General features: G+C 41.0%; 23 protein-coding genes and 2 tRNA genes. 6 read left to right on the top strand and 19 right to left on the bottom strand.

Annotation, left to right across the window (positions count from 1 at the left end):
- Positions 1-178: 178 nt before the first annotated feature.
- From HMPREF0659_RS11190 to HMPREF0659_RS11145, 10 genes are all read right to left on the bottom strand, one after another.
- Entirely contained in the window at positions 179-766 is a 588-nt protein-coding gene (locus tag HMPREF0659_RS11190) for a tyrosine-type recombinase/integrase (protein ID WP_013265900.1), read from the bottom strand.
- 113 nt (positions 767-879) lie between these two features.
- Complete coding sequence (locus tag HMPREF0659_RS11185) at positions 880-1,083, bottom strand: hypothetical protein (RefSeq protein WP_013265489.1); 204 nt, start codon at positions 1,081-1,083, stop codon at positions 880-882.
- Entirely contained in the window at positions 1,083-1,532 is a 450-nt protein-coding gene (locus HMPREF0659_RS11180; RefSeq protein ID WP_013265835.1) for a JAB domain-containing protein, read from the bottom strand. Before HMPREF0659_RS11180 ends, HMPREF0659_RS11185 begins: the two co-directional genes overlap by 1 nt.
- Positions 1,533-1,558: 26 nt before the next feature.
- Complete coding sequence (locus tag HMPREF0659_RS11175) at positions 1,559-1,831, bottom strand: hypothetical protein (protein ID WP_044046118.1); 273 nt, start codon at positions 1,829-1,831, stop codon at positions 1,559-1,561.
- A gap of 80 nt (positions 1,832-1,911) precedes the next feature.
- Entirely contained in the window at positions 1,912-2,934 is a 1,023-nt protein-coding gene (locus HMPREF0659_RS11170) for a DUF3871 family protein (protein ID WP_044046117.1), read from the bottom strand.
- 762 nt (positions 2,935-3,696) lie between these two features.
- The gene (locus HMPREF0659_RS11165) at positions 3,697-5,505 is read right to left on the bottom strand and encodes a hypothetical protein (protein ID WP_013265592.1); all 1,809 of its coding nucleotides are present in this window, start codon (positions 5,503-5,505) and stop codon (positions 3,697-3,699) included.
- A gap of 50 nt (positions 5,506-5,555) precedes the next feature.
- On the bottom strand, positions 5,556-6,119 hold the full coding sequence (locus HMPREF0659_RS11160) for a hypothetical protein (RefSeq protein WP_013265116.1): 564 nt from the start codon (positions 6,117-6,119) through the stop codon (positions 5,556-5,558).
- A 197-nt stretch (positions 6,120-6,316) separates the two neighbouring features.
- Positions 6,317-7,192 (bottom strand): hypothetical protein, encoded by an 876-nt coding sequence (locus HMPREF0659_RS11155; RefSeq protein WP_013265168.1) that lies wholly within the window; start codon positions 7,190-7,192, stop codon positions 6,317-6,319.
- Positions 7,193-7,322: 130 nt separating this feature from the next.
- A complete protein-coding gene (locus HMPREF0659_RS11150; protein ID WP_013265058.1) occupies positions 7,323-8,591 on the bottom strand; it encodes a phage integrase SAM-like domain-containing protein in 1,269 nt (422 codons plus the stop codon).
- A 240-nt stretch (positions 8,592-8,831) separates the two neighbouring features.
- A tRNA-Ile gene (locus HMPREF0659_RS11145) sits at positions 8,832-8,905 on the bottom strand.
- Between the two features lie 251 nt (positions 8,906-9,156).
- Between HMPREF0659_RS11145 and HMPREF0659_RS11140 the strand changes: the two genes are divergently transcribed.
- The 5 genes from HMPREF0659_RS11140 to HMPREF0659_RS11120 all read left to right on the top strand — a co-directional run bounded on the left by HMPREF0659_RS11140 (position 9,157) and on the right by HMPREF0659_RS11120 (position 13,434).
- Positions 9,157-10,128 carry a bifunctional riboflavin kinase/FAD synthetase gene (locus tag HMPREF0659_RS11140; RefSeq protein ID WP_013265403.1) on the top strand — a complete coding sequence of 324 codons (972 nt, stop codon included), beginning with the start codon at positions 9,157-9,159 and terminating at the stop codon, positions 10,126-10,128.
- Positions 10,129-10,139: 11 nt separating this feature from the next.
- Complete coding sequence (locus HMPREF0659_RS11135) at positions 10,140-10,967, top strand: CPBP family intramembrane glutamic endopeptidase (protein WP_013265293.1); 828 nt, start codon at positions 10,140-10,142, stop codon at positions 10,965-10,967.
- Between the two features lie 259 nt (positions 10,968-11,226).
- The gene (locus HMPREF0659_RS11130) at positions 11,227-11,583 is read left to right on the top strand and encodes a winged helix-turn-helix transcriptional regulator (RefSeq protein ID WP_044046210.1); all 357 of its coding nucleotides are present in this window, start codon (positions 11,227-11,229) and stop codon (positions 11,581-11,583) included.
- A gap of 6 nt (positions 11,584-11,589) precedes the next feature.
- Complete coding sequence (locus HMPREF0659_RS11125; RefSeq protein ID WP_013265617.1) at positions 11,590-12,423, top strand: alpha/beta fold hydrolase; 834 nt, start codon at positions 11,590-11,592, stop codon at positions 12,421-12,423.
- A 9-nt stretch (positions 12,424-12,432) separates the two neighbouring features.
- Positions 12,433-13,434 carry an NADP-dependent oxidoreductase gene (locus HMPREF0659_RS11120; RefSeq protein ID WP_013265509.1) on the top strand — a complete coding sequence of 334 codons (1,002 nt, stop codon included), beginning with the start codon at positions 12,433-12,435 and terminating at the stop codon, positions 13,432-13,434.
- A gap of 629 nt (positions 13,435-14,063) precedes the next feature.
- Here HMPREF0659_RS11120 and HMPREF0659_RS11115 read toward each other — a convergent pair.
- The 3 genes from HMPREF0659_RS11115 to HMPREF0659_RS11105 all read right to left on the bottom strand — a co-directional run bounded on the left by HMPREF0659_RS11115 (position 14,064) and on the right by HMPREF0659_RS11105 (position 17,075).
- Positions 14,064-14,393, bottom strand: a complete 330-nt coding sequence (locus tag HMPREF0659_RS11115) for a heavy-metal-associated domain-containing protein (protein WP_004359287.1) — start codon at positions 14,391-14,393, stop codon at positions 14,064-14,066.
- A gap of 94 nt (positions 14,394-14,487) precedes the next feature.
- Complete coding sequence (locus HMPREF0659_RS11110; protein WP_013265726.1) at positions 14,488-16,536, bottom strand: TonB-dependent receptor plug domain-containing protein; 2,049 nt, start codon at positions 16,534-16,536, stop codon at positions 14,488-14,490.
- A 158-nt stretch (positions 16,537-16,694) separates the two neighbouring features.
- Entirely contained in the window at positions 16,695-17,075 is a 381-nt protein-coding gene (locus tag HMPREF0659_RS11105) for a hypothetical protein (RefSeq protein WP_044046116.1), read from the bottom strand.
- A gap of 62 nt (positions 17,076-17,137) precedes the next feature.
- Between HMPREF0659_RS11105 and HMPREF0659_RS11100 the strand changes: the two genes are divergently transcribed.
- Complete coding sequence (locus HMPREF0659_RS11100) at positions 17,138-18,868, top strand: GH25 family lysozyme (RefSeq protein WP_013265515.1); 1,731 nt, start codon at positions 17,138-17,140, stop codon at positions 18,866-18,868.
- Between the two features lie 485 nt (positions 18,869-19,353).
- Here the strand turns inward: HMPREF0659_RS11100 and HMPREF0659_RS11095 are convergent, their stop codons facing one another.
- The 6 genes from HMPREF0659_RS11095 to HMPREF0659_RS11070 form a co-directional block, all read right to left on the bottom strand.
- On the bottom strand, positions 19,354-20,337 hold the full coding sequence (locus HMPREF0659_RS11095; RefSeq protein ID WP_458692618.1) for an ISAon1 family transposase: 984 nt from the start codon (positions 20,335-20,337) through the stop codon (positions 19,354-19,356).
- Position 20,338: 1 nt separating this feature from the next.
- Positions 20,339-20,683 (bottom strand): ISAon1 family transposase N-terminal region protein, encoded by a 345-nt coding sequence (locus HMPREF0659_RS11090; protein ID WP_013265111.1) that lies wholly within the window; start codon positions 20,681-20,683, stop codon positions 20,339-20,341.
- A 378-nt stretch (positions 20,684-21,061) separates the two neighbouring features.
- Positions 21,062-21,134: transfer RNA gene (locus HMPREF0659_RS11085), tRNA-Met, on the bottom strand.
- A gap of 102 nt (positions 21,135-21,236) precedes the next feature.
- A complete protein-coding gene (locus HMPREF0659_RS11080) occupies positions 21,237-22,178 on the bottom strand; it encodes an HAD-IA family hydrolase (protein WP_013265486.1) in 942 nt (313 codons plus the stop codon).
- A gap of 449 nt (positions 22,179-22,627) precedes the next feature.
- Positions 22,628-23,764, bottom strand: a complete 1,137-nt coding sequence (locus tag HMPREF0659_RS11075) for an IS66 family transposase (protein WP_013265780.1) — start codon at positions 23,762-23,764, stop codon at positions 22,628-22,630.
- Between the two features lie 301 nt (positions 23,765-24,065).
- Positions 24,066-25,676, bottom strand: coding sequence for a beta-N-acetylhexosaminidase (locus HMPREF0659_RS11070; RefSeq protein ID WP_013265747.1), 1,611 nt, complete (start codon positions 25,674-25,676; stop codon positions 24,066-24,068).
- Between the last annotated feature and the right edge of the window lie 189 nt (positions 25,677-25,865).

The following is a 25,865-nucleotide window of genomic DNA, read 5'->3' as shown; positions in this document are numbered from 1 at the left end:
CTGGAAGTTCACTGCAAAGATAGATAAATTTTCTTATTAAATGTTTCTTTCTTGCAAAAAGTTTGTATAACAGAGTGATTTTTCTATTTTAAGGGTGTTTTTTGTTTGTTATTCAGCATATGATGACATTTTTAGTATGGGGTGTATAAAAGAATTATTCTCTGAAAAAAGTCATTGCTTAGAATGTAAGACAGTCGTAGGTTTCCAAGATTTCTTCCTTACGTAATCCAAGATACCGTTTGGTAATAGCTACAGATGAATGGTTGAAAAGCTCCATTAGCTTGATCAGTGCCAGTTCTGCATTGTCACTATTCATGTTATAAACTTGTCTTCCAAATGTTTTTCTCAAACTATGGCAGCTGAAATGTTTTATTTTCAGTCTGTACCTCTGTTTGAGTTCTTTGAGTATTACGTTGATGCGTTGCACGGTGAAAACTGTACCTTTCTGACTAACAAGGACAGGAGCTGCAATGCCAAGAGGATTGATATGCTCGTAACAGTCTTTAATATGCAATTGCAGTTCTTTGTTAAGGCGTATAGTTCGCTGCTTAGCTGTCTTACGTTCGGTTATAGTAAACTCTGAAACACCAAGTATCTGCTTCCATCGTAAGGTTAGAATATCAGATATTCTTAATCCTGTAAAACAACCAATCGCTATAAGAAGCGAAATCTTATAGTTCTTGTCTTTTGTCAGTCTACGTATTAAGTTCATGGCTTCTGACCATTCAAGATAGTCTGCCGTTGTGTTGCTATATTTCAAACTCATAATAATATTCTTTTATGTTGGGTTTATAAGGAAAGTGAACATAATTCTGACAGCCCCTTTGTTAAGTGATTGATTATCAGAATAACGTTCACTTTCTCTATTAGTGAATATAATCAGAGGTAGTTTTCCTCTTTCAATGTCTCACACATCATCCAACAGCAGTCTTTTACTTGAAAGCCGTATTTGGGTTCAAGTGTAAAGAGGAATTCTTCAAAATCATTATATCTGTAGGATTCTTCAATCTGCTCTTTCGATAGATGTATCTTAATTACAGTTGCTGTACTGAAATCAAGAATTACGACATAATTAGTTTCCATCACAATATCCTCCCTTCTTCACGATAACTGTAATAGCTATCTACTGACATGATTATATGGTCAGTAAACCGTATCCTCATAATCTGACAAGCTTTCTGTAGTTCTCTTGTAAGCATATCATCTTGTGGGCTGGGCTTTAAGTTACCAGTTGGGTGATTGTGAGCAAATATTATCTGCGTGGCATTGGTCAGTAATGCCCCTTGTAGTATTATCCTCACGTCAACGGCAGTTTCTGTCAGTCCTCCCTCTGAAATCGTGTTATAAGCAATAACTTCATTTGCTTGGTTGAGATATAACACCTTAGCATATTCCCTGTACTCTATTGTTCCCTCTTTGAATGTAGGAAGTAAGATATTATATGCTTCCTCTGAACCAAAAACCTTGCTTTGTTTCTTGCAGGTCGGTTTGTATTGTAGCGTTACCTCTGCTACCTTGAAATCCATGTCCATAGTTGTAATGTATGAATAAGTTGTTGTTAAAATGGCAGTTCTGCATATTCTTCCTCGCAGATGGTTGCACAAACCTTGTCGTATTGCGAAAGACCTGTGCCATTAGCGAATATCTCCTTATAAGCATTGCTGTATATACCGTATTTGCGTTGGTCTGGTGTCAGCATACTGTCGAAATCCTCCATAAGGCTTCTTATCTGGTATAGCATTTTAAGACAGCCCTCTCTGTGTGGCATATTGCATAACTGCTCCTGTAAAGTATATATAAGGTGTAGAGCCTTGTCTATCTCTTTATTCATCGTGTTGTGTGTATAGTTTACCAATTAAAAAGGGAGACACCCATTGCAGAATGTCTCCCCGCTCTCAATCAACAGTTCACTTATCCAATGAACCATTTATATTTCTCATCACCATGTAGGGCATTGTTGATGCCAACCGCTACCTCCGTGGTATTTACCGCTCTCTGCAAGTAGGTGTCAATATAACTTCCCTTGTTGGATTCCGTAAGCAGATTGTGGAAGTCCCACATAGACAGACTGTCGTCGTTGGCACCAAAATCAGGATTGCTGTAATAGCCACGACATACGCTGTTCACTTGGCTGTCCGTAATCAGCAAGCGTGGTATCTGTTTGGTATATCCTTGCGGTAAGGCTTGGTACATTCTCATTCTGCCTATTATCTGTGCAAACTGTGTTTCTGTGAGAGAAGTATTTGAGAGAGTCTGCATTAGGTGTATATCCTTAGCTGGATTAAAGTGGTAGAGTAACTCCATCACACTCTTATATAAGTCACGAATGCTCATTACCTCGATAGATAGTTTGACACCATCACCTGTTAGCACTTGGTTACTGCACACGTTTACTCTCCAGCCTACAAAAATAGAGAACTTCTCTACACCTTTACTTGCCCTATAAAGGTTGAGGTCGTTGTAATTACGCACTCCACCCACACAAAGTTCAAGCTTCTGACCATTCAAGGTTTCATAAATCGTTGGGATAGTAAAAGCAAACGCCATACGCTGATAGAACTGTGTCTTTTCACACTCCAAGAGTTCTGACGCTTTCTTGCCTAATGCGTTAGGTGTTCTACCTCTTACTATATGAGAAACACGGATAGCAGGAGTATTTATCTGCTCGCCATGATAGAAGTCTTTGGCAGCATCATGTACACAGTTAATAAAGTCTTGATGTGCAATGGTCAGTTCTTGATTACCCCAAGTTGGGACGACACACGTACTGGCAAGTTCATCAAGTGAGATTGCGTTGGTGTTGGCTTCGAGGAAAGAAACACTGCTACCCTCCGTTGGGGTGTCCTCTATGATAACGGCTTCCTCTGCATCGCTGAAATCAAAGTTTCTGTTGTTTTGTGCCACAACAGCAGGCATTAATGTTACGTTGTTCATAACTGTAAATGATTAAGTGAATATTGATTGAAAATAGGCATAAATGAGAACAGACCGAAAGCGGATTACTCCAACTTCCAGCCTGTTACACATCATAAATCCCCTAAGATTATATAGAGGTTTATTCATAGCCTATTTTTCACTGTAGAAACCTCTGCTATTTTTCTTTTCCCTTTGTTTTGTGTGGAGGGGGAGACAAAGTGGGTATGCCTTTGTGTGTGAGTTTTGCATAACTGATGCTTGGATGATAAAGCACCTATGTTCTGATGATAAAGGGAGGACATAGCAAAAGAGGGGCATATTTTAGGATGACGTATATAGTGGGATATCCCCTTTATTACAGCATCTACATTTTAGAAGAGGAGGAGGGGTGTTCTCGTTTGGCAGCTATATATAGATTTAGTAACGAACATGGTTTGCAATATCATAAAAGTCCTTTTTGACTCTGGTCCATATCTGTTCACTTGTTGGCTACTTATGCCTTTTTGAACTATCTCTGTGTATTTCTCCTTATCTTGACTTTACTAATCTCTTTGTACACTTTTAGACATTTTATCACCTATTTTCTATGTTAACCTTTTGAGTTGTATTCTCTGACAAATTCAGTAAATTCAGATGTTTCAAAACCTATAATAGGCTCTACCATAATCTTCGTCATAATCTCTTCTTGCACAATGTGATTCTATCCATCCTCAATGTGAGGGAGCACATTGTATTTGGATGATAGTTTCTTTATAAAGAGTAATCTTAATCTAATAGTTTTCATTCTGTAGTAAATTTTGGACTGATGAGGTAATAACCTCTTTCTTTTGCTTTCCGTTTCTCTGTAACTTCGAAGTATTGACAAATATCTTTTGCAGTGATAGCTTTACTCTTGGGAACTCCTAATAAATTGTGAATTCGCTTTAGCTCTTGCTTTATAAAAGAAGAAGCATACCAATGCCTTGAAATAAACGAATTATAGATCATTCTAATTACATCTGAAGATTTAGCCTTTTTCTCATGTAAGGTAAGTATTATCTTCTCCCTAATTGATTTAGAATTATAATTAAGTTCCTCAATCGTCTGTTTCCCTAACACCTCCCATGCTTTTACAATGAAAGAATCTATGTGACGAAGTTCATCTCGGTATTGCATTGCCATTTCTGTCTCGTCTTCTTTTAGAGCTTCCAACTGGTCTACAATTCGTTTCCGTATATCTTTGATAGGTAAAGTATTATTTGTAATTTTCAATCGATCATAATCACCGTATCTATAAGTTATGTTTGAGGTGGTTACTTCAAAATATCCACATTCATTATATCCTTGATAGAGACGTGTATAATCATGGTACATCACCCTTACCAATTCTTCGTGGATATAGTTGTCTATCTTGAAAGCATCCTCTTTGCTGTAATCGTTAAGGAATCTGTTGTAAGGCAACACATTCATAGCATCATTGAAAGCCGCCCTTCGGTTGATATCTGTTTCACAGTTCTTGAATGTTCTAAAGTTCTCATATATTTCCTTATCGCATTGATACCGTATGATAATGCTCTTCTTGTCTTTTATTGGGATTCTTTTATCGAAATTACTGATATGGTAGATGGCGTTAGTTCCATTACGAAATCTCCCTGTTATCTGCACTGCATCCATATAAGGGTCTATCATTGTGTAATCAGCGGTGTAACAATCGGTAATCATCACAACATTTGGATTTTCATTCAACTCTATATCCATAGCATTGTAAAAACGGCTTGTCATCCAGTTGTATTTTGCCATGTATTTCTTCTCCCAGTTTTCGTGTGCGTTGCTAAACTTCTGTGATTTCAGTTTATCCACACTGTCGGCAGAACAGAACACCGCTGATTGATCCCTTAATCCAAGTTGTTCCATCATAGCAAGGATAATGTCTGTGGAGTTTACGAAAAAGAAAACTGGTCGCTCGTCCAGTTGTAGTAACAACTGCCGTGTTCTCTCCAGTACATTGTTGGTGGTACAAACCGTTATCGTTTTTTTGTAGTTGAAGTCGGGATGGATGATGAGAATATCAAAATTCTCAAACCGTGAGTCTGCAAACTCTGATGGAGGTGTAGCAGAAACCATAGCTTTGTCTTGACACTCAAAGAAGAAATCCATTGGCAGTGATATGTTTTTACGATAGCCACAGTCTCTAACAATCTTCTGGCACTCATCGAACAATAGGAAATAACCGTCTGTCCGAATATCTATCCCCATCTGTTCAAATGCTGTTCTCACTTTGTAGAAGCTCTCGGGAGTGGTCAGTATCTTTATCTTCTTGTTCCTGTCTTGGGATTTGATGATGTAGTTAACAATGTCTTGGGTATAGATGCCCTCGTAAACTCCAAACAGATTGTCATTTTTATGTTTTGGGGCACGACACTTCCCATATATAACAGGTCTGTTCGGCTCTATGATGATAGAGTTTCGGGCAGACCGAATTTCTCCGTAAGTTGCTCCTATGCCAGTAAGTGTCTTGCAAAGGATTGTGTTAGTTGGAATCAGTGGCAGGACTTCTGAAAGATGTTGTACCTTGCCATAGCTCATTGAAATAGTAATTTCTTTTTTCATAATTTCTTGTTTTATGGAGGAGGGAGCTTCCCCCCTCTTCCTGTTATTATTTAGATAGTTACATCGTAATCTCTTAGTAGCTCTACATTCTCATCAGTTCTTGGGATTTGGAAGTATATTGTTCCTTTCCTCAACACCTTTTGGGCAGTTATATAATTAGATCTTTCTCTAAAAAGAGGTGTGAACTGGATACCCCAGTGTTCTTCCAGCATCAACTTCAGCACTAAGAGGGCATAATTGGTTTCCTCTTTCAAAGGTTGAGCTTCCATAGGTGAAGTGTCAAAATCAGCAACCTCACCTGATATGAGGTAGTTCATCAAACCTTTAAAACTTGTGTCTTTGACTTCGTACCTAAATCCTGTCACTTGCTTACTCTCAATCCAAGCACATGGCTTGTTGCCCTTCCCTGTATAGAACTTGACAGATAATTTCTGTCCTGCTTTCATCATTGCTTGCAGTTGGTTGTAAGCTCCAATGTTGTCATACTGGTTTTGTGCTTTCTGTAAAGTCGGTAATGTGAATGTTCCTTTATTCATGCTTTTGTTGTTTTGAGTTCCTGTACTTGCAGATGTCTCTGCGTTATCTATTCTTAGGTCTAAAGTTTTGTTATTCATCTTCTTTGTCTTTAAGGTTCTTACATCAGAGGTGAACCTGTTACCTCACAATCACTTAGACAGCGCGCTTGTCTCGTGATTGCGATGCAAAGGTAAGGGGAAATTAAGGAGAAAGAAAGTAAAAAAGGCTTGAGGGTTTTAGGGAACTTTTTACAATGGAAAATTCCCTAAAACCTAAAATAATGGATGATAGTTACTTACTCGTCAACTGGAGAAAAGTAGAAAGAATGGCGTACTTGGGGAATCATGGTACATTTCTTTATGTGGTCTGATAAATCCTTTCCCACATCAAATGGTATGGCAATATGTTCTACTCCCTCAACCATAATCTTTTGATATTGGGCAATTTCGTATTTCTTACAGACTTTCTCTAATGTTGGTTTACATCCATACCAATAACGTTCATCCCTTGTCAAATCAGCCAAGTAAAGGAATTTACCTATAAAGGACTTTCTACCTCGTTGTGATTTGTGAAGATATTGATCAAAGAAGTGGCTGTATAATTCTGTGGAAAATTTCATTCTTGCAGTTGTGTAGCGTTCTATATCCTCTTTGATATCTTTAGAAACAAACGTATTATTATTTACCCAGTCAAATGGGAAATCTTGTTTTAGAGCAGAAAGTAAGGCTTCACCTACCCAAGGATTTCGAGTTGACAACTTCTCTTTATTAATCCTTATATCGAGACAGAAATTCTCTATATCTGTTTTTTCTAAGGATTTGATAAGTTTTTCAATATACTGCTTTGTGCTTAGTTCCTCAAATATGGTGACACTTCTAAAGGCATCTGTTGCATAATCGATGATAAACAAATGTAGATACCAGAATTTGATAGGGTCAAGTTGCCATTTCGATAGTTGCTTTTGAATATGATTATTTCCAAGGAATAATTCGTACTTTTCTTGATTATCCTTGAATAACTTGGAAAATCTATTAGCAAAATGATCTGTCGCTGCCTTTTGAGCCAGTTCGATATATGAGGGATCTATAATTTCGTCCTCATTGATACGTGGTAAACAGTCCATTCCAGCTATAACAGCAATATATTCTGTTTTATTAATCTCAAATGTCATATCCTTTATCTTTTGATACCCTGCAAAGGTAATAAAAAGACTCCACCTGCATTAGAGCCGATGGAGTTTTCTTTGGGTGACATTTTCTAAACAAGGGGTATAAAACTTTTTTTCGTTATATTCTGTCACATTATTTCCCAAACACATATTTTACGACTTTTGCATTTGCCTTATTCTCATTCGAGAAGTCACGTTCAATATAAATGTCGGTTACTCGCATAGATTCGTCAATATGATTGAGGGCTTCGTGTACCACGTATTTGCTTACTCCGACCTTGTTAAGGGCAATGGTAGCCCAAGAATGGCGTGCAGCATAATATTCTAAATCCTCAATTTTAAGAATACTACCAATCTCTTTCAATCCCTTGTTGATGGCTTTGTTAAAGGCTTTCTCATTGACATAATTCTGGTAGAAATTGAATATCCGTTTGCCTGTTGTATCCTTGTACTTCTCAAACAAAGGATGCAACATCTTAGGAACTGTTACTATCATCTTAGCTTTATCCATTCTCCTGTCTCTCGTCTTAGTACGATAGTAAGTAATCGTATTGCCATCATATTCGGTTGCGTTAAATAAATCCACAGAATTTATTCCTATCATGCAAAATGAGAGGATAAAACAATCCTTTGCGAGATTGAAGCGGTTGGTGTGATGTATGCCTTTATAAACTGTCTGATACGGTAACTGCTCTATCTTACGGATTAATTCTGCTGTGATAGCTCTTTTTCGTGTTGCTTCCTGTTTGGGGATTTGGAAATAAACAAATGGGGTGTTCCTGATACGGATTAGCCCTTGGTCTGGCTTGTTGTATTGCTTTACAGCCTCCTTAAACAATCTACGAATGCTCATTAAGTAAAGGGAGGTACTGCGAGTGGAGGGAACACGCTTGCCTTTCTTCTTCAATTGTTCCGCTCGTTCTTTGCTTTCATTGAGTAAGAATGCCATAAACTCTTGCAGGAATTCACTTGTAATTTGATGTGTGTACAGCTTATCACTTTTGTTGAAACGGATGAGGCTGTTAAGTGCGGAGGTGTAGTTGACTGCTCCCTTTAACGTGGAATTGGCAATCCATCCCTTAGCGAACTGGATAAAATCTACAGGCTTATCGCTTTCCTCCCTGCTGGTCAGTCGGGCTACAATCTCGTTTACATCAAGCGCCTCTGTCTCCAAGTGCATTTCGTTAAACATCTTACGGTAATGCAGGATAAGTATGTCCGCTTCCTGTTTGATAAGAGAATCTTCCTTGATAGTAAACCTGTCAGTTAAATCGGCTTTTGTTGCAAACAGACTTGTGGAAATACGTTTTACCTTACGATCTTTCGTAAATCTGATGCGGACATTGTAACTACCATCTTGCCTTAACTTGTCTCTCTGAATTTCTGCTTTAATTGTCAGCATAATCTCTCGTTTTGAGGTCAACCTCGGGTCAACCTCGGGTCAACAGGAGGTCAACAAGTGGATAAATTAGCTGAAATTTTGCTCAAAATAGCGTGATATGTACGTTCTAAACTAAGGAGAAGATAGAGGGATTTTACAACAAATGAACCGTTATAGCCATCATAACCTACTGATGAAACTACTTGATTACCAACAAAAAAGAGCCTTACAGCATAGTGTAAAGCTCTTCTTTTCCCTTTGTGGACCAGCCTGGGCTTGAACCAGGGACCTCCAGATTATGAGTCTGTTGCTCTAACCAACTGAGCTACAAGTCCTGAATTTCGTGAATTCGGCTGCAAAGATAATGAAATAAATGGAAAAAGGAGAAAGGACGATAAGGAAATTTAATGTTTTAACACATTTTGTTTACCCAAACATGGGTTTATGGGTGATTTGGAGTACCTTTGCAAGAAAGTAAAAATGGCTTCGTAACAAGGTGAGACTATCTTTGCAGAGAGCTTAACACCGCTTGCAGGGAAATAAAAATACCTTTACAAGGAAGTAAACGAACTATAAGACAAGAGGATTGAATACAATATATATTAAGCGAGATGAGGCGCATGAATTAGTAGAACAGGTTGCAACCATAGGGTTCTTTGATGGGGTGCATCGTGGACATCAGTTCCTGATTAGTCGTGTCATTGACGAGGCTGAACGGTCTGGAATGGCATCGGCAGTCATCACCTTCGACCGACATCCGCGTCAGGTGCTGCAGGCTGACTACCAACCAGAACTGCTGTCAACACTCGATGAGAAGCTATTACTGCTCTCAAAGACACATATTGACAATAGTTTCGTACTGCATTTCGATGCTTCGTTGGCTGCGCTCTCAGCTCATGACTTCATGCAAGAGGTGTTGTGCAAACAGCTGAATGTAAAGAAACTCATCATTGGCTACGACAACCGATTCGGACATAACCGCTCTGAAACTTTTGAAGACTATGTTCAGTATGGTAAGGAGATGGGTATTGAGGTCATTCGTGCAGATGCCTTCCTGCCAAATGATGAGAAAGTGAGTTCTTCTGTCATCAGAAACGACCTCCGCGCGGGTAATATTGAGGCAGCCAACCGCCTTTTAGGCTATCCTTATACGATAGAGAGTCGCATCGTGAGTGGCTATCAGAATGGGCGCAAGATGGGTTTCCCTACAGCCAATCTCGATGTGAATGGTTGCCAACAGCTGCTCCCTGCAAGTGGTGTCTATGCGGTCATGGTGCGCTTGAAGGATTCTGTCGAATGGAAGCGAGGGATGATGAACATTGGGCATCGGCCTACTTTCAATGGCACAACCACCTCGATAGAGGTCAATCTCTTTAATTTCACAGGAAATCTCTATGGACAGGAACTCCTTGTAAGTTTCATTAGTAAGATAAGAGACGAGCATAAGTTTGACTCTTTAGAAGCCTTGGCACAACAGCTGAAGCAAGACAAAGAGCAAATCAATCGATTGTTTGATGAGACTTATCACATACAAGAGAATATTATTAATACACCCTAAGATTCGCAGAAATGAACAATAAAAACGTTTTGAGCGCAACGCTCTATGTCATCTTATTTGTTTCACTTTTCATCTTGATACAAAGTCTTTCTTTCAAAGGAGGTAAGGAGCTTGTAAGCCTACTTGGAGGGACAGAGGCTGCTGATGGGGATTATCTGACTAAAAATGGTGAGACTCTTGCCATAACGGCAGTCATCAGTAGTCTTGCAACTTTAATTCTTTTCATCGCTACAAAGTGGGCACCTGTATCAGGTAACTATTTGAAGACGCGTCCTTGGGCTGTCCTCATGTGGTCGGCTCTCATAGCTTTAGGTTCGATACTCCCGCTGCAATTCCTTGCCGAGAAGATTAATCTAACGATGCCAGCGGGCACAGAAGAGATGTTTGAAAGTATCATGAAGGTGTCTTGGGGCTATGTTGCCTTGGGCTTAATGGTGCCAATAGCCGAAGAGATAGTCTTCCGAGGTGCAATTCAGCGCGTACTGCAAAACGTGTTAGGCGAACGCAAACGATGGATAGCCATTGTCGTTTCAGCCCTCATCTTCGGTATTATTCATTTCAATTTAGCACAGGGCTTACACGCTTTCTTGATTGGTTTGCTATTGGGTTGGCTCTATTCAAAAACGGGGAGTATTCTGCCAGGTTTCGTATTTCATTGGGTGAACAATACGGTGGCTTATCTAATGTTCAACCTCATGCCACAGATGAACGATGGAAAACTCATCGACTTCTTCCATGGCAACGACCGCATGATGTACGGAGGTCTGTTCTTCTCACTCTGTATCTTTGTTCCAGCACTGTTCCAGTTGTGGGTAAGAATAGAGAAAGGAAATAATTAACACACATAATCTGTTAGGAAACAACATAATTCTTATTTATATGTTGCTTCCTAACATCTTTTATTTTCTTGTTGTCATCTTTTCTTTCTTTGTAAGTTAACGTAGCCCGCTACGCTTGCGTTACAAAGGCAGTCAATCTGTTCGATAATAAAACAAAAATCTGTTTAGGCTCTAATGAGCGATAAGGGTTAAATGTTTTTAAGTAACTTTCTAATGGTAAGTATGCAACTATTCGTTGGAAATGTGTAACTTTACAGGTATGAAGACGATTAGTAAAGAGATTGATTCACGATATTCGGCTTGTCCAATTCGTCAAGTGATTACTCGCATTGGTGATAAATGGTCAATGTTAGCCCTCTATATACTCGGTAAAGCGGGTAAGGAAAAGATGCGTTATTCAGAGATTCATTCGTATATGCTCGACTGTTCACAGAAGATGCTCTCTCAAACATTGAAGAATCTGGAGAAGAACAAACTGGTAAACCGCAAGGTGTATCCAGAAGTTCCACCGAGAGTAGAGTATGGTCTAACCGAATTAGGACGTTCGTTTCTTGGTCCGCTTGATGCTTTATTTGACTGGGGAACTAAGAATATGGATAAAATGGTAAAAGATTAAATAGGTATGGTAAATACAAGTTATTCAAACACTACGACTCAAATATTAAAAGTAAAGACAGAGCAAGTAGCCTACAGACAGTTAGGTGATGTGAAAAATCCTCCACTTCTTTGTCTCAATCACCTTGCAGCAACATTAGATAATTTCGACCCAGCAATAATGGATGGGTTGGCAGAACATTTCAATGTCATTGGAATTGATTATGTCGGCGTTGGTAAGTCTACTGGCAAGTCACGTCTTACGATTGAGGAAATGGCAGACGACGTGATTGATTTTGCTGAGGCTTATGGTCTTAAAGACATTCGTCTTCTTGGATTTTCATTGGGTGGGTTTGTTGCACAGCAGGTTTTGCTTCGTGCGCCAGCCTTAACCACGAAGGCTATTCTTGCAGGAACAGGCGGCGCTGGTGGTGTAGGCATAAAGAATGTAGCGAAGATTACGTATTGGGATATGTTCAGGGCTTTCCTCACTGGTCGTGACCCTAAGTATTATCTCTTCTTCCCTATGATTGAGCAAGGCAAGAAAGCAGCGAATAACTTTCTGAAGCGCATTGCACGTACAGAGGACAAAGATGACAAGATAAAGCTTTCTTCTTTCCAAAGACAGCTAAGAGCCATTGACGTATGGGGCAGCCGAGAGAAAGACGATTTGTCGAAAATCAAGATTCCTGTATGGGTTGTCAATGGTGATAATGACAGAATGGTCCCTACGCCTAATTCGTATGACTTAGCAGAAAGACTGCCCAATGCTCATCTGACGATTTATCCAGATGCAGGTCATGGAGGTGTTTTCCAATACCATGAGGTGTTTGTTCCAGAAGCAATAGAGTTTTTTAAATAGTATAAAGATATGAAAGCAATACAGATAGACGGATATAAGAAAGGTGATGTTAAGGTTGCCTTACGTGATATAGAAATGCCAAAGGTGGGCGATAACGACTTGTTAGTAAAGGTAAAGGCTGCTGCTGTCAACCCATTAGAGTTGCTCATTGCACATGGAGATGTGAAGATGGTTGTACCTTACCACTTCCCATTGACCATTGGAAATGAGATGTCTGGTGTGGTAGAGCAGGTTGGAGCGTCGGTAAAGGACTTTCAGGTTGGCGATCGTGTGTTCGGTAGACTTCCTATCAATCGTATCGGTGCCTTTGCTGAGTATGTTGCAGTAGATGCTGCGGCAGTTGCCAAAACACCAGATTACCTTTCAGATATAGAGGCTGCTGCTGTACCATTGACCGCACTGACAGCTGAGCAGGCGCTTGACATTCTCAAGTTAAAGTCAGGGAATAGTTTGTTTATTTCTGGTGGCTCTGGTAGCTTCGGTGCTATGGCTATCCCTTTGGCAGCAGCACGTGGATTGAAGGTTATTACCAGTGGTGGTGCAAAAGCCAAAGAGCGCACGATGGAACTTGGTGTGAGCCAATATTTTGATTACAAAACAGAAGATTACACCAAAGAGTTGAAGGATATTGATGGTGCAATCGATTCGCTTGGTGATAAAGAGCTACCGAGACTTTTCTCAGTTCTTCGAGAAGGTGCAACGCTTGTCTCTTTGAAAGGTATGCCTAATGGCAGTTTCGCTAAGTCGTTCGGTTTGCCGCTCTGGAAGCAATGGCTGTTTAAGTTGGTTGGTATGAAGAATGAGAAGTTGGCAAGCAAACGAAATCAGCATTATCATTTCATCTTCGTGACCGCTGATGGCGCACAGTTACGCAACGCAACAGCTATTCTTGAAGCTCGTCAGATACGCCCAGAGATAGGTAATGTCTATACGTTAGAACAAGCAGAAGAGGCTCTGAGCGATGTTGCTAATCATCGCTCACAAGGGAAGGTTATTATCTGTAATTCATAATTATTCGAACAGAGTTCTCATCAGTAGGTCAGAATCATGATTACTATCGTGGTGTGTGGTTTATTGCTTCAAGTAACTTGGGAACTTGTGCTCTACTCTAAACCACATTCTTATGTTACCTTGTCTCCAATACAAGCAAATCGGGGCTGTTTTTTTCTGTTTATCAGTGAACTCTATGAGAGAATGTGCAGCAACTTTAAGTTTGAAAAATCGAACTTTGAGCTTTGAAATATTATTACAATCTTCTCGGCGATAAGGCGAGAAAAAGGGCAAAATATATACGTTTTAAGTGTTGTTGTAAGTAGTTTGCTGTCAGGTAGTTGTGAAGGTCGATTTGAAAAGGTGCTTAGTAAGGGTTCAAAAGGGCGTTAGTGAGAGGCTTAAAGGGCATCTTTTGCACGTTAATTGGGCGTTAATTCAGAGGCAAAAGAGGGTAGAATAAAAAACAGTTGTGATTTTATTATTACAAAAGTACGAAGCAGTCATTATTTCTTCAGATAGAAATTAATAGCGAAGGGGCAAACTTCGAATGCTGTAGCGATAGACTACTCAGCTGAAGTTTGCCCCTTTCTCCTATTTATATAATAGGGTTCAGAGAATCACAATTTAGTATTTGCATGTTCAGCCCCTTACATATTCTCGCACTCCTCGTTCTCATGAACAGGGATTTTAGCCTCCTTTGTCGTCTTTTCTGCCTTATAACCGAACTTCTCAAAAGCCTTCTGAAGCTTCTCCTCATTGGTCTTCTGGGCATCGTAGGTTACATAAACTTTCTGTTCTTCTACACTTGTCTTAATCTCCTTCACACCCTTTGCAAAGCGGAGATTGTTCTTTACTTTCGCCTCACAGTTAGCACAGTGCATCTGTGGAGTAGTTGTGAAGATAACTGTCTTAATGTCTTTGGCTGTTGCAATCATGGCTACCATGAGCATCAGCATTGTGAAAATAGCTTTTTTCATAATTGTTCTTTGTTTGAGGGAGACGTCCGAAAGCGTGTTTCAAGACGTCTCTCTGTGTTGTCGTTTATGTTATTCTATTGTGAAAAATGTATGTTTACTGTCGTTTACCGAGGTTCAGACGGATACCAACATATGCCATTGCACCCTCTACAGGACCATAGACCATTGTTGGTTCGAAGCTGTTAGCCCATGGATTTTGATAACCAATGATTGGGTTCTTCTGCTTATAATTGGTAAGGTTTTCCCCACCTATGTAAAGCGAGAAGTGGCGGAAGTAGCGTGTCACCTGCCCGCTAAGCTGTCCATAGGCTTTATAGCTGCCCGCCCATGAGCGTTCGCCCGATGCTAAGGTGTAAGATTCTGGCATTCTACCACCTCCGTTCAAGGCTGCAGTAGCATCAAACTGCCAAACTCCTAAAGGTGTTTTATAGCTGAGCGTTAAGAGTCCTTTGTAACGACTCTGTAGTGGTTTCCACATCAGTTTTCCTCCATACGTCGCCTTCACGAGGTTGTATCGGTAGGCTGCCGTCAGTTCAAAGCCCTTGAAAAGAGGGTAGGAAGCATCGATTTGGAAGGTGTGCGAGAAGCTCTTTCCATTGAGATTGGTGATATGTAGCTCCTGTGGATTACTGTCATAGTCAATCAACATCTGTGAAAGGAAGTGCGTGTAATAGTAATCAGTATTGATTTTCAGCATCTTATTTCCTATTGGAATGTTGAAATTAAGACTCGCACCATAGTTCCATGCAGCCTCTTGATCAAGCTTATCGATGATGAGTCGGCGACCCGAAGCCATGAGGTAATTGTTCTCTGCCAAAGCGTGCGGACTGCGATAGCCCTTACCTGCAGAGAGGCGAAGGGTCAGGAAGTCAGCTGGCACCCATTTCAAGTGGAAGCGAGGAGTGAAGAACGTACCGTAAACATTGCTATGGTCGACGCGCAATCCTGCCATAGCGATGAAGCGACTATGCAAGTTATAGGTGTACTGAACGTATGCGCCCGGTGTTGTTTCGCTCTCAATACCACGTGTGAGCGGGTAGATATTACCGTAATCAGAAGGTACAGCCGTTGCTGGGAGTGTCAGCGTCTGATGCAAGTAATCATGGTTGAGACTCAAACCAGCAGAGAGATTGTGCTCATCGGTGAAGTTTGTCTCAAACATAAGTGATGCATAAGCATTCTTTTCGTTGACATCATACTGCTTAATACCATATTGCGCCTGCTGCTTGTGCATAGAAACATTACCCATCAAAGCGATGTTTGTGGCGTGTTCCTTATTGAGAACAAAGGCATGTTTCATATAAGCCTCGTAGCGGTCGGTGCCGATATCAATGCGATAAGGATTCGTTGCAGCAGCATGAGGAGTCTGACCACTCACGCGATCTTCCTTCAACAGCGACAAACCAGCATGTAAGATATAATCGCCCTTCTTCCAAAACCAACGGTTCTGCAGGTTATATTGTCTCACCTTTGGGGCATCTTGGAATCCGTCTCCGTTGCCATCATGATGTAGCCAGTTGTTCTCATAGTGGGCAAGGATTTCCGTACTGAGGTTCTTGTTACCATTGATATGAATGTTACCATCCGCATTTGCCTCGAATCTTCCCACCGTATTGCCATAGAGGTTGACGCTCATACCTGTTGGATCTTCAGGTTTAACGTATTCTACATTAATCTGACCTGTCATCGCTTCGTAGCCATTCTTGACAGATGTATTACCCTTACTCACCTGCATACTCTTCATCCAACTGCCTGGAACATAGCCCAAACCGTAAGGGAGGGCAGCACCACGAAAGTTTGGAAGGTTCTCGGTCAGCATCTGAACATACGTACCACTAAGACCAAGGAGTTTGATTTGTTTGGCTCCTGTTGTCGCATCCGAGTAGTTTACATCTACTGAAGCATTGTTGACAAAGCTCTCACCAAGGTTACAGCAAGCTGCCTTGAAGAGTTCGTCACGTAGGATGTCTTTACCGTTGATGGCTCCAGCTAATGAGTGCACAGAGGCTCTTCGCGTTGTAACGGTCACGTTATCCAATGTCTGATCTTTCATGGTTGCGGTCGTGTCGACAGCAGCTTCCTGTGCGGTAGCAGGTAGGACAGACAGCAAGGTCAGTCCTGCTAAATATATAATTTTATTCATTTCGTTTGATATCCAGTTGTTATTTAAAATTTATAAAGCCTGTGTTGGTATCAGAATGGGAAACATACTGATACGCTTTTTTACCCGAACACACTTGTGTAACAGGTACGATAAACCTTCTGTTGCCCATTTCATGAGGAACAGAAAACAACCAAAAATCAAATGATAAGTGTCGTAAGTAATCGGAGATATTGGCGTGGCGGACTATGCCAGAGCAACGACAATATCCTCTCTGGGGCCTTTGTCAAAACAGGCAAAGGCAATAATTGACAATCACTTACGAATTGTGGGAGAAGAGAAAGCTGTATTGGTTGAATCTGGTAAAAGTCATTGTGCGCCATGTCTGTGGGCGACAAGCTTTTTACCTCAATCTTCATGCAATTTTTTACACCGTTATCATTGCAATGACCTTTATCCTCCATCTTAGCAACAGACACATTGCCAGTATGTGCGCACACCACTGTCATGATGCCCGAACCAATCCATACTATCATCGTTGACAATAGAAGGGATAGTAATATGTCTGTCGTTTTTCTCATAAACTTGGCCGCAAAGTTAGATAATTATTTGTAACTTTGCAAATATTTTAAAGGTTATTTAGATGTTTCGTTCGTTCTTTAACAGGAGTTTTTACGAGAGTGTAAGTATTATTCTCGTAGCCCTCTTATTGTCATCTATTGCCAGGCGTAACCTCTCGTTGACAAGAAGACATATACAAAGATGTGCCGTAGATGTTACTGAAAAGTCTTATTATCAGTTGGACGTTGATGGTAAACCAGCAGCTTATTTCTCCAATTATACCGACTCCACCTTTGTAGATGGTAGTCTGCCAGGTGACTCTATACGCTCACGTATGTCCGTAACAGAGGGCTATTGGGTGAATAAACTCCCCATTTTGCCTTCTTGCTTTGGGCGTATAGCTGTGATAAGGCGTCATTATCCTTCCACAATTATCAATCTGAAGGATCAGAAGTTGCGTCAGGTATTGATGTACGCATTGATGAAGATGGATATAAAGTTAGTGGGTTTACAGTCCAAGCGCAATGAAACTGCCTATTATTTGCGTGTTCATAGTGTGCAAGACTATGGTTATAACAAGATTGCCGATTATCATACAGCGGTGGTTCATCAGATAGATTCATTGCAAAGGATTATACACGTTTTGCAAGATATAAAACCTACTGCACGTCTTCGAATCCGTCAATTGAGTCAATACACAGCACGTGTATGGTATAAGCCCGGCGAGATAATGGTTTGTAATCGCTTGAATGATGAATCAAACCGATGGGCTCTTTGCTTGCAGACATCTGATTGTATGACTCCTTGGAGGATCTCTTCACGCTTCGGCAGAGAGCGAGGAATGCAAGAGAGTTTGCGTCACTTCAAGGCTTACTCGCATCCTGTTCTTGGCTTTCCAGCAGGAGCTTTGATTGATTCTGCGGGTTATTACGTTGGCGAGCAACGAGGAGGAAAGGCTGAGGGATATGGTCAGTATTATGGTAATGATGGTAGTTTTTATGATGGGCATTGGCAGGATGGCAAGCGAAATGGCTTTGGTATCAATGTTGCGCCACATGACTTTCTGAAGGTAGGGGAGTGGAAGAACAACGTATTTAAGGGCGAACGCCTCACTTACAACGCTGATCGTATCTATGGCATAGACCTTTCTAAACATCAACATGAGAAGGGGGAGCAGCGTTACAGCATAGCTTGGAGCAAGTTAAGAATCACTCATCTTGGTACATTAAGCAATAAGAAGGTGAAAGGCATAGTTGACTATCCAGTCTCATTCGCCTATGTTAAGGCAACTGAAGGGCGAACTTTACTCAACAGCTATTACTATTCTGATTACTTGGCAGCCCGTCAGCAGGGGATTAGAGTGGGCTCTTATCATTTCTTCTCAACCTTGTCTTCGGGCTATATGCAGGCTAACTTCTTCTTAAAGAAAGCTCGATTCCGGAAAGGCGACCTACCCCCCGTGCTCGACGTAGAGCCTACTGATGCGCAAATTCATGCTATGGGAGGTGCTGAAGTGCTGTTCAAACAAGTGAGGATATGGATGTCTATGGTATTTAAACATACGGGTCATCGCCCGATACTCTATATCAGTCAGTCGTTTGCTAACCGTTACATGCCATTGGCACCCGATTTGGGCGATAACTATCACATATGGATAGCCCGTTATGGCGAATATAAGCCCAACTTCAAGTTAGCTTACTGGCAGTTAAGTCCTGATGGTAAGGTGCGTGGCATCCATGGCGATGTTGATATCAATGTTTTCAATGGCTATCGCAACCAGTATGAGGAGTTCCTTAAACGCCATTGCTTCTAATATTGGAGAGTTGAAGACTGAACACACAAGATAAAACATGAGGTAATGAAAAACTGTCCCTATGGATTGATAGAGGGCTTTAAGGTGAGTATTCCCCCACCCGTTTACTCCTCGTTTTGTCAATATTTTTCCCTCCTTCGATTTTTATTAAGGCTTAATTGGCTTCCAATTAACGCCCTTTTAGCTTGCAAAAGATGCCCTTTAAGCCCCTTACTAACGCCCTTTTGAAGTCTTATTAGGTACCTTTTGGAAGACACTTCCGCAACTAATTGATTACAAAAGACTTACAAATGTGGTAAATTTTCTTGTTTTCAGCTCAGTCCCCAGCCCTTTTCATATGTGTTTTGTAAATATATTTCTAACCGAGAGCATTCGTGTTTACTAATTGAATGTGCGTTATTTAAATCTCACACACCACCAAGGAGCGTTGAATACTTTGAACTTTTTATGGGTCAGTCCTAAAACCCAGTTGCAAGCCTATACTCTTAAGCACACAATTTCATAAGCCTATATAAAAAGAAAGGAATATCTGTGACTCCTCTGAACTGCGCCCTGAATGCCTTAACCTTAGCATTGAATGACTCGGCATTTGCATTCGTAGCTCTGTTTACAAAGAAATTGAGTATGGTTTGATAATGATTTTCAAACGTGTCAATCACTGTGTAGAAATTGTCCACTCCCAACTCTTCAACTTCATTAAACCATTTTGCCAACTTCAGCCTTGCAGCATCCTTGATGCTCTTGATGTTATAAATATCGGTAAGTTTCATAGCCAAATCATATGCCTTTTTCAGTGTCGGATAATGTTCAAAGATGATTTCTGCCCTACCTTTCTGTGTTTCAGTCCACTTGGTCTTGTGCTTGGTCAATATGAACTTTGCTCTGGCAAGCAACTGCTTACGCGTGTCACCATTGCTGTATCTAAATGGTATATATTCCTTACCCTTACATTTAGCTTCTTTTATCTCCTCATTCTCTTTATCTCTTGCCATCCATCGGTAAGCGATACGCATGTCATCCAGAGCATCATAATATAGTTTCTGCACATGAAATCTATCATTGGTAATAAGTGCTTTGGGAAAAACAGCACGGGCTATGCGCATCATAGAAGATGATAAGTCGAGTGTTATCTCCTTGACAGTCTTTCGTTTAGAAAGGTTTATCTTCTTGAGAATCTGGATGACGTCCTCTGCCTTGGTCCCTTTAACCACAGCTACCAAAGTCCCTTCTCTGCCCTTTCCTGCCTTGTTGGTCAGAAAAGTATAAACCTCGCCACAGCTTAGACAGGTCTCATCAATACTTAGACTCTCTCCTATGTTATCTTCAAACAATAGCCAGTCTTGAGCATGATCCAACTGATCCCAGCTACGGTAATCACTGAAATGTTCCTTGTACTGTGTGGATAACAGCTTGCCATTTACGCCATAGTGCGAACCAATGCTTGCGATGCTCTCTGCAGTGGACTCAATTCTATTCTTTTAAAAAAGAAACGAACTCGGGAGATAGTCTACTACCCTCAGCCGTCAAATCATCATATGAATAAGTAAATATCTCTCCGTTGGAACTGTCACGCCACTTGCGACGACGAACATGGCGGTAAACTGCTTTGCCACGAAGGGGGAAGTCCTGAATAACACGCTCGCTGGTAAAACCATAACTGCTTACAGTGCCTAACTTATGATCTGACTTTTCCATAAAGTTACGCTCGTCAAGCCAAAAGTCAATCTGCGAAACACTCTCTTGAATATCGACAACATCAAAGTAGTCAGCAAGTACATCTGGAAAGATGCAACGTAATAATTGGTGATTCTTCATGATGCAAAGGTAATAAATACTTATGAAATTATGTGCTTAAGAGTATAGGCTTGCAACTGGGTTTTAGGACTGACCCCTTTTTATCCTTTGAACTTTGAGATTTGAACATTGAACTTTTTGATTTGTGCTTTAACCCTTGATTTTTCCAGTTGAATATTTTTCCTACAATGGTAATCATAATTCTGAATTTTGAATTCTGAATTTTGAATTTTGAATGATAGTAGTAATCATAATTATGAATTATGGATTATGAATTTTGAATTATAATGGTAATCATAATTATGAATTGTGAATTCTGAATTGTGAATTAATATTAGTTTTTGGTGGACATGAAAAAAGCTTAGAAAACTTATTACTAAGTATTTCTAAGCTTTGAAGTTGCGGGTGCAGGACTCGAACATGCGACCTCCAGGTTATGAGCCTGGCGAGCTACCAACTGCTCCAACCCGCGATATTAATTAAGAACAATTCATCTATGAACCGAGGTGCATTCCTGAATTGCGAGTGCAAAGGTAGTGGTTTATTACGAAACTACCAAGGAATTATACATTATTTAACAAACTATCCACTCTGCTTTTGCGGCTTCTAAACTCTCTTTGCTACCATTACCGTAGGTAACTCCGCAGGTGTGTGTACCTGCATTTCTGCCCATGAGAATGTCGAATTCGGTATCACCAACGACGAGGGTTTCGTGTGCTTCGATGTTGAAATGACGCAAAGTCTTAAGTACTGATTCAGCTGCTGGTTTCTTCTCGACAACATCGTCGGCAGCAATCAGATAAGTGATATACTTCGAGAGGTCTAATTCGTCCATCAGTTTTGCAAGCGTTCTATGGCTACGACTACTTGCAATAGACATCAGAATGCCTTGCGAAGAAAGTCTTTCCAACGTTTCAACAACACCCGGAAAGGCTTTTACAACACCGGGAACGTTCTTCACATTGAATATTTCGCTATACACTTCGGCACACTCCTCAGCCTGTTCATCCGTCATTGGGATGATTGATGAGAAATATTCCTTCAATGGTAAACCAATCGTTCGGGCGCATTCTTCACGACTTCTCATCGGTAAATTCAGACGTTCTATCGTTGCAAGCATCGTGTCGGTAATGAGCTTTTGAGAATCGCCAAGCGTTCCATCGAAGTCGAAGATGATGAGACGAATACCAGAAAGTATCTCTGGATTGGAGAAAAGGTCAGGGCAGTAGCGAGGCGTTCTGTTGCTATCACTCTTCATAGTCTCATCTTTCAGCTGTTTCTTTCGCTTAAGATAGCCCTTCACGCGTTTGTAGCCTTCCTTTCCAAGGATAGCGATGCCGCCATATTGAAAGCTCTTTGCCAGTCCGAAAAAGACAGTAAACAGTATGCCTTTCGTTGCCGTTGATACTGGGAAAAACACTTGAACGAATGAAAGAATATAAAAGGGAATACACATCAGGAGTACGATAACACCTGTGCGAAAAGACAATTTTTGGAGATAACTTTTAATAGACATAACTGCACGTAGCCTTATTTCAGAACGCAAATTTAGTTAAAAACTTCCTATTATCCGTCATTCTGTACACAATTAAATAATAAAAAGAACTTTGGTTCTTCAGTATTTTGGAGTGATAAGGTTTGCCACTTAAGGTTAGGTTTCTGACGAAATGTTACACGGAGAAAAGAAGAGGACGGGGGATTATTAAGCCCAAGCAATAAAAGTCACGGAGGCACCATTGGTGCATGGAGCGGCAGAGCTTGTTTGCCAATTCTATTAGCTATTTATATACAAAGTGTTTACCCCAAAAGAGTTATCACCCTACTATACCCTACACCTCCGTCGCTCTTTGTACCGTCGGCACCTCCGTGACATTGCGTTTACCTCCGTCCCCTCCGTGACTCCGTGTGCCTATTATATAAGACTTTTAGTTTATCACTCCATATTTCAAAAGAACCATAAACTTTTTACCAAGCCTCTCTATATTCTGTTTGCGCAGATTGTCTAAACGTCGGGGTCACCTTGTCTATAACGTCGTTCGGATTAGTGTTCCGCTCGTGAATGGCTTCACGGAACAGATTGGTTACTTTTCCAGACCACTCTTGCTCAGTGTTCAACTCTGAGAGATATTGCAGTTCGCGGAGTAAGTGAGCAAGGCATACCTGATGATTGAGAAAATGGAGTACAAAGTATGCGCTATGGCGGTCGGTAACGACAGTCATTTGTTCCAAGCTATCGCCAAATTTGTCTGTTAACACCTTCGATCCTCTTCCACCAGTACGGAAAAGCAATGTGTAATAAACAGTCTGTGCAATCCATTCCCAGTCGAGTCTTTTGTTACAGTACAAGCCGCTCTCATCGAAACCAACAACAGCTGATGCCTTAATATATTCTTTAATCTTATCAATCACAGGTTGCGCATTTTTCTTTGCCTCATTTGCTTCATTTGCCCAGTTCACCAGTGAGCCTTCGCTTGGAGTGAGTCCAAATACCTCACGCAAAAAACTTGCTATGCGACCGTAAGGAAGAAATTGCACGACACTCAGATAAACCACTAAGGTCTTTACGCTTGAATCATATACCACGTTGTTTGACCGCCGTCGTGGTGCCGCCCGAATACGTTCACCACAGTTCTTGCATACCATCACATAGTGTCGGATTTCCTTTATTACGGGCTTCAATTCTGGAATGGAAATAACCTGCGTCACATAATCAATCACACGTCCTGCATCTGATAAAGATTCTCCGCAACGAGTGCAATAGTTGGGTGCCTCATCGATTATCTCGTCAGGTATGGAAGAGCAAGACAACTTATGCCCATCATGCCCCTTTTGTCCTTCCAGATTCTTACCACTTGGCTTACGGAGGCTTCTTGTTCTTCTGATAACCTCATCCTTTATACGCTCCTTGCTTGGCGGAGTGCTACTGTTATTAGAATTTTTGTCAGGATTTTCATACTTAGCCAAGCGTTCCCGTAAGTTTATAAGTTCCGTATCTTTCTTGCGAATTTCAAGGTTCAGAGCATTTATGTTACGGTTCAATTTGATAATCTCGGCATACTGCTGATTGACAGTTCTACGCAATAATCGCATCTCTTCCGTCATGCCTTGTAATACTTTTGATATGTCCGTAACTCACTCTTTCATAAGTATAAAGGTACAAAGAAAATCTGAAATACGCAAGAAAAATAAGCATCTTTATGGCCTTTATACGAAGATTTTAGAGGAGAGAATACAGACTGATCGATACCGCTGAATAGTTACAAGCCTTTTTTCTCTTACTTTTATTTCTCTATAAGTCCTTCTACTGATAAAAAAACAGCTGATAAGCTGCGAGGATAACCCTCACACCTTATCAGCCGAATATATTTTAGCTTGTATTAGACGGTGCTAATACGCTTTGATGTTACTTCTTCTCCTTGTAGAGGTCCTGGCAAGTCTTCCAACCGAAGTGCTTGTAAAGCTCGTTCAGGCGGGTTTCACGTGCCTTGAAAGAAGCGAAGTCCTTCTTATCGTTCTCTGTCCAACCAGTCTCTGCCATAGCAGCAACACGTGGGAGGAGCTGGAAGAAAGCGAGGTCGCGACCGATAACATACTCAGTCCAGAGGTTTGCCTGTACACCCTTAACGTGTTTCTTCAACTCAGGTGCAGCGTCGTCTGGCACTGGGTTGTAGCCGTAAGTTGTCTCAACTGGGAGGAAACCACCGATGAGGGTCATCGTGTTATCCTTTCTCTGATAGTAGTCGAGATAGTAATAGTTTACTGGAGTCATGATGGCATCCAGGCCACGCTTAGCCGCCTCGATACCACCATTCACACCACGCCAGCTCATGACAGTTGTACCCTTGTCTACATCACCCTCAAGAATCTCGTCCCAACCGATGATGTTACGACCTTTTTCAGCCAAGTGCTTAGCAGCCTGATTCATGAAGTAAGCCTGCAACTGAGCCTCTGCAGGGAAGCCGTTAGAGCCCTTCAAGCCGAGACGTTTGATTTCAGCCTGACAGCGTGGACAGGTCTTCCAACGATCACGTGGAGCCTCATCACCACCGATGTGGATATATTTTGATGGGAAGATATCAACAATCTCATCGAGAACATTGTTCACAAACTCGTAGGTCTTAGGGTTACCAGCACAGAGAATGTCTGGGAATACGCCCCATTGCTCAGCCACTTTGTAAGGACCACCAGTACAACCAAGCTCTGGGTAAGCTGCCAATGCGCCGAGCATGTGGCCTGGCATATCAATCTCTGGAATAACAGTGATATAACGATCAGCTGCATACTTCACAACTTCACGCATCTCATCCTTTGTATAATAACCACCGTATGGGGTCTCATCAAAGAGTCCTGTCATACGACCAATAACTGTCTGCGCACGCTTTGAACCAACCTCAGTGAGCTTTGGATAGCGGTCAATCTGTGCACGCCAGCCCTGATCCTCAGTGAGATGCCAGTGGAAGGTGTTGACATTGTGAAGTGCCAACATATCGATAAACTCCTTGATGAAACTCATCTTGAAATAGTGACGAGCGCAATCGAGCATCGTACCACGATAGCCGAAGCGTGGATAGTCAACGATACGAGCTGCTGGGAAGGTTACGTTCTCTGCCTTCTCCAATGGTAATGACTTGCGAAGGGTCTGTACACCATAGAATACACCACGTGGAGTCTTACCCTCAACGATAATATTCTTACCCTTTACGGTGATAACATAACCCTCCTCATTCTCAACCTTTGCATTGAGTTTCAAGGTAATAGTACTTCCTTTCTTGTTCATACCATTGAGCGCAATACCAGTTGCCTCTTGGATATATTGCTTCAAGAATTCACCATTACGGCGCATAGCCTCATCGTTGCTTGCAACATTAATAACGGTGTTAGCATCCAAAACGAATGGTGTACCCTTCTCAGCAGTAATACTCTGTGGGAGAGGAACTACTTGATAGTTCGCATCTGTGGCATGAAGTGAGAATGTAGCCATCATCAATGCCACTGAAAGTAAGATTTTCTTCATCTCGATTAATATGATTTTTGTATTTAGGTTTTTATATTCTGGATTTCAACTATCCATGGACAAAGATACAAAAAATATCTGATTAAATGCTTAATGAGGGTGAAAAGTGTAGAAAAACTACTTATCCTCATTTATACAGTTCGTTTATCTTCCTTTCAAAATTAATTTATAAAAGTAAAATCATAAAGA

The sequence above is a fragment of the Prevotella melaninogenica ATCC 25845 genome (genome assembly GCF_000144405.1).
Taxonomy (GTDB): Bacteria; Bacteroidota; Bacteroidia; order Bacteroidales; family Bacteroidaceae; genus Prevotella; species Prevotella melaninogenica.
Note: the sequence above shows the minus strand (reverse complement) of the source record. Positions and strands in the feature narration are given on the sequence as shown.

Bases quoted from the DNA above. Each gene is read 5' to 3' on its own strand.
- HMPREF0659_RS11190 (WP_013265900.1), bottom strand. From the start codon at position 766: ATGAGTTTGAAATATAGCAACACAACGGCAGACTATCTTGAATGGTCA.
- HMPREF0659_RS11185 (WP_013265489.1), bottom strand. From the start codon at position 1,083: ATGGAAACTAATTATGTCGTAATTCTTGATTTCAGTACAGCAACTGTA.
- HMPREF0659_RS11180 (WP_013265835.1), bottom strand. From the start codon at position 1,532: ATGGACATGGATTTCAAGGTAGCAGAGGTAACGCTACAATACAAACCG.
- HMPREF0659_RS11175 (WP_044046118.1), bottom strand. From the start codon at position 1,831: ATGAATAAAGAGATAGACAAGGCTCTACACCTTATATATACTTTACAG.
- HMPREF0659_RS11170 (WP_044046117.1), bottom strand. From the start codon at position 2,934: ATGAACAACGTAACATTAATGCCTGCTGTTGTGGCACAAAACAACAGA.
- HMPREF0659_RS11165 (WP_013265592.1), bottom strand. From the start codon at position 5,505: ATGAAAAAAGAAATTACTATTTCAATGAGCTATGGCAAGGTACAACAT.
- HMPREF0659_RS11160 (WP_013265116.1), bottom strand. From the start codon at position 6,119: ATGAATAACAAAACTTTAGACCTAAGAATAGATAACGCAGAGACATCT.
- HMPREF0659_RS11155 (WP_013265168.1), bottom strand. From the start codon at position 7,192: ATGACATTTGAGATTAATAAAACAGAATATATTGCTGTTATAGCTGGA.
- HMPREF0659_RS11150 (WP_013265058.1), bottom strand. From the start codon at position 8,591: ATGCTGACAATTAAAGCAGAAATTCAGAGAGACAAGTTAAGGCAAGAT.
- HMPREF0659_RS11135 (WP_013265293.1), top strand. From the start codon at position 10,140: ATGAACAATAAAAACGTTTTGAGCGCAACGCTCTATGTCATCTTATTT.
- HMPREF0659_RS11130 (WP_044046210.1), top strand. From the start codon at position 11,227: ATGAAGACGATTAGTAAAGAGATTGATTCACGATATTCGGCTTGTCCA.
- HMPREF0659_RS11125 (WP_013265617.1), top strand. From the start codon at position 11,590: ATGGTAAATACAAGTTATTCAAACACTACGACTCAAATATTAAAAGTA.
- HMPREF0659_RS11120 (WP_013265509.1), top strand. From the start codon at position 12,433: ATGAAAGCAATACAGATAGACGGATATAAGAAAGGTGATGTTAAGGTT.
- HMPREF0659_RS11115 (WP_004359287.1), bottom strand. From the start codon at position 14,393: ATGAAAAAAGCTATTTTCACAATGCTGATGCTCATGGTAGCCATGATT.
- HMPREF0659_RS11110 (WP_013265726.1), bottom strand. From the start codon at position 16,536: ATGAATAAAATTATATATTTAGCAGGACTGACCTTGCTGTCTGTCCTA.
- HMPREF0659_RS11105 (WP_044046116.1), bottom strand. From the start codon at position 17,075: ATGAGAAAAACGACAGACATATTACTATCCCTTCTATTGTCAACGATG.
- HMPREF0659_RS11100 (WP_013265515.1), top strand. From the start codon at position 17,138: ATGTTTCGTTCGTTCTTTAACAGGAGTTTTTACGAGAGTGTAAGTATT.
- HMPREF0659_RS11090 (WP_013265111.1), bottom strand. From the start codon at position 20,683: ATGAAGAATCACCAATTATTACGTTGCATCTTTCCAGATGTACTTGCT.
- HMPREF0659_RS11080 (WP_013265486.1), bottom strand. From the start codon at position 22,178: ATGTCTATTAAAAGTTATCTCCAAAAATTGTCTTTTCGCACAGGTGTT.
- HMPREF0659_RS11075 (WP_013265780.1), bottom strand. From the start codon at position 23,764: ATGACGGAAGAGATGCGATTATTGCGTAGAACTGTCAATCAGCAGTAT.
- HMPREF0659_RS11070 (WP_013265747.1), bottom strand. From the start codon at position 25,676: ATGAAGAAAATCTTACTTTCAGTGGCATTGATGATGGCTACATTCTCA.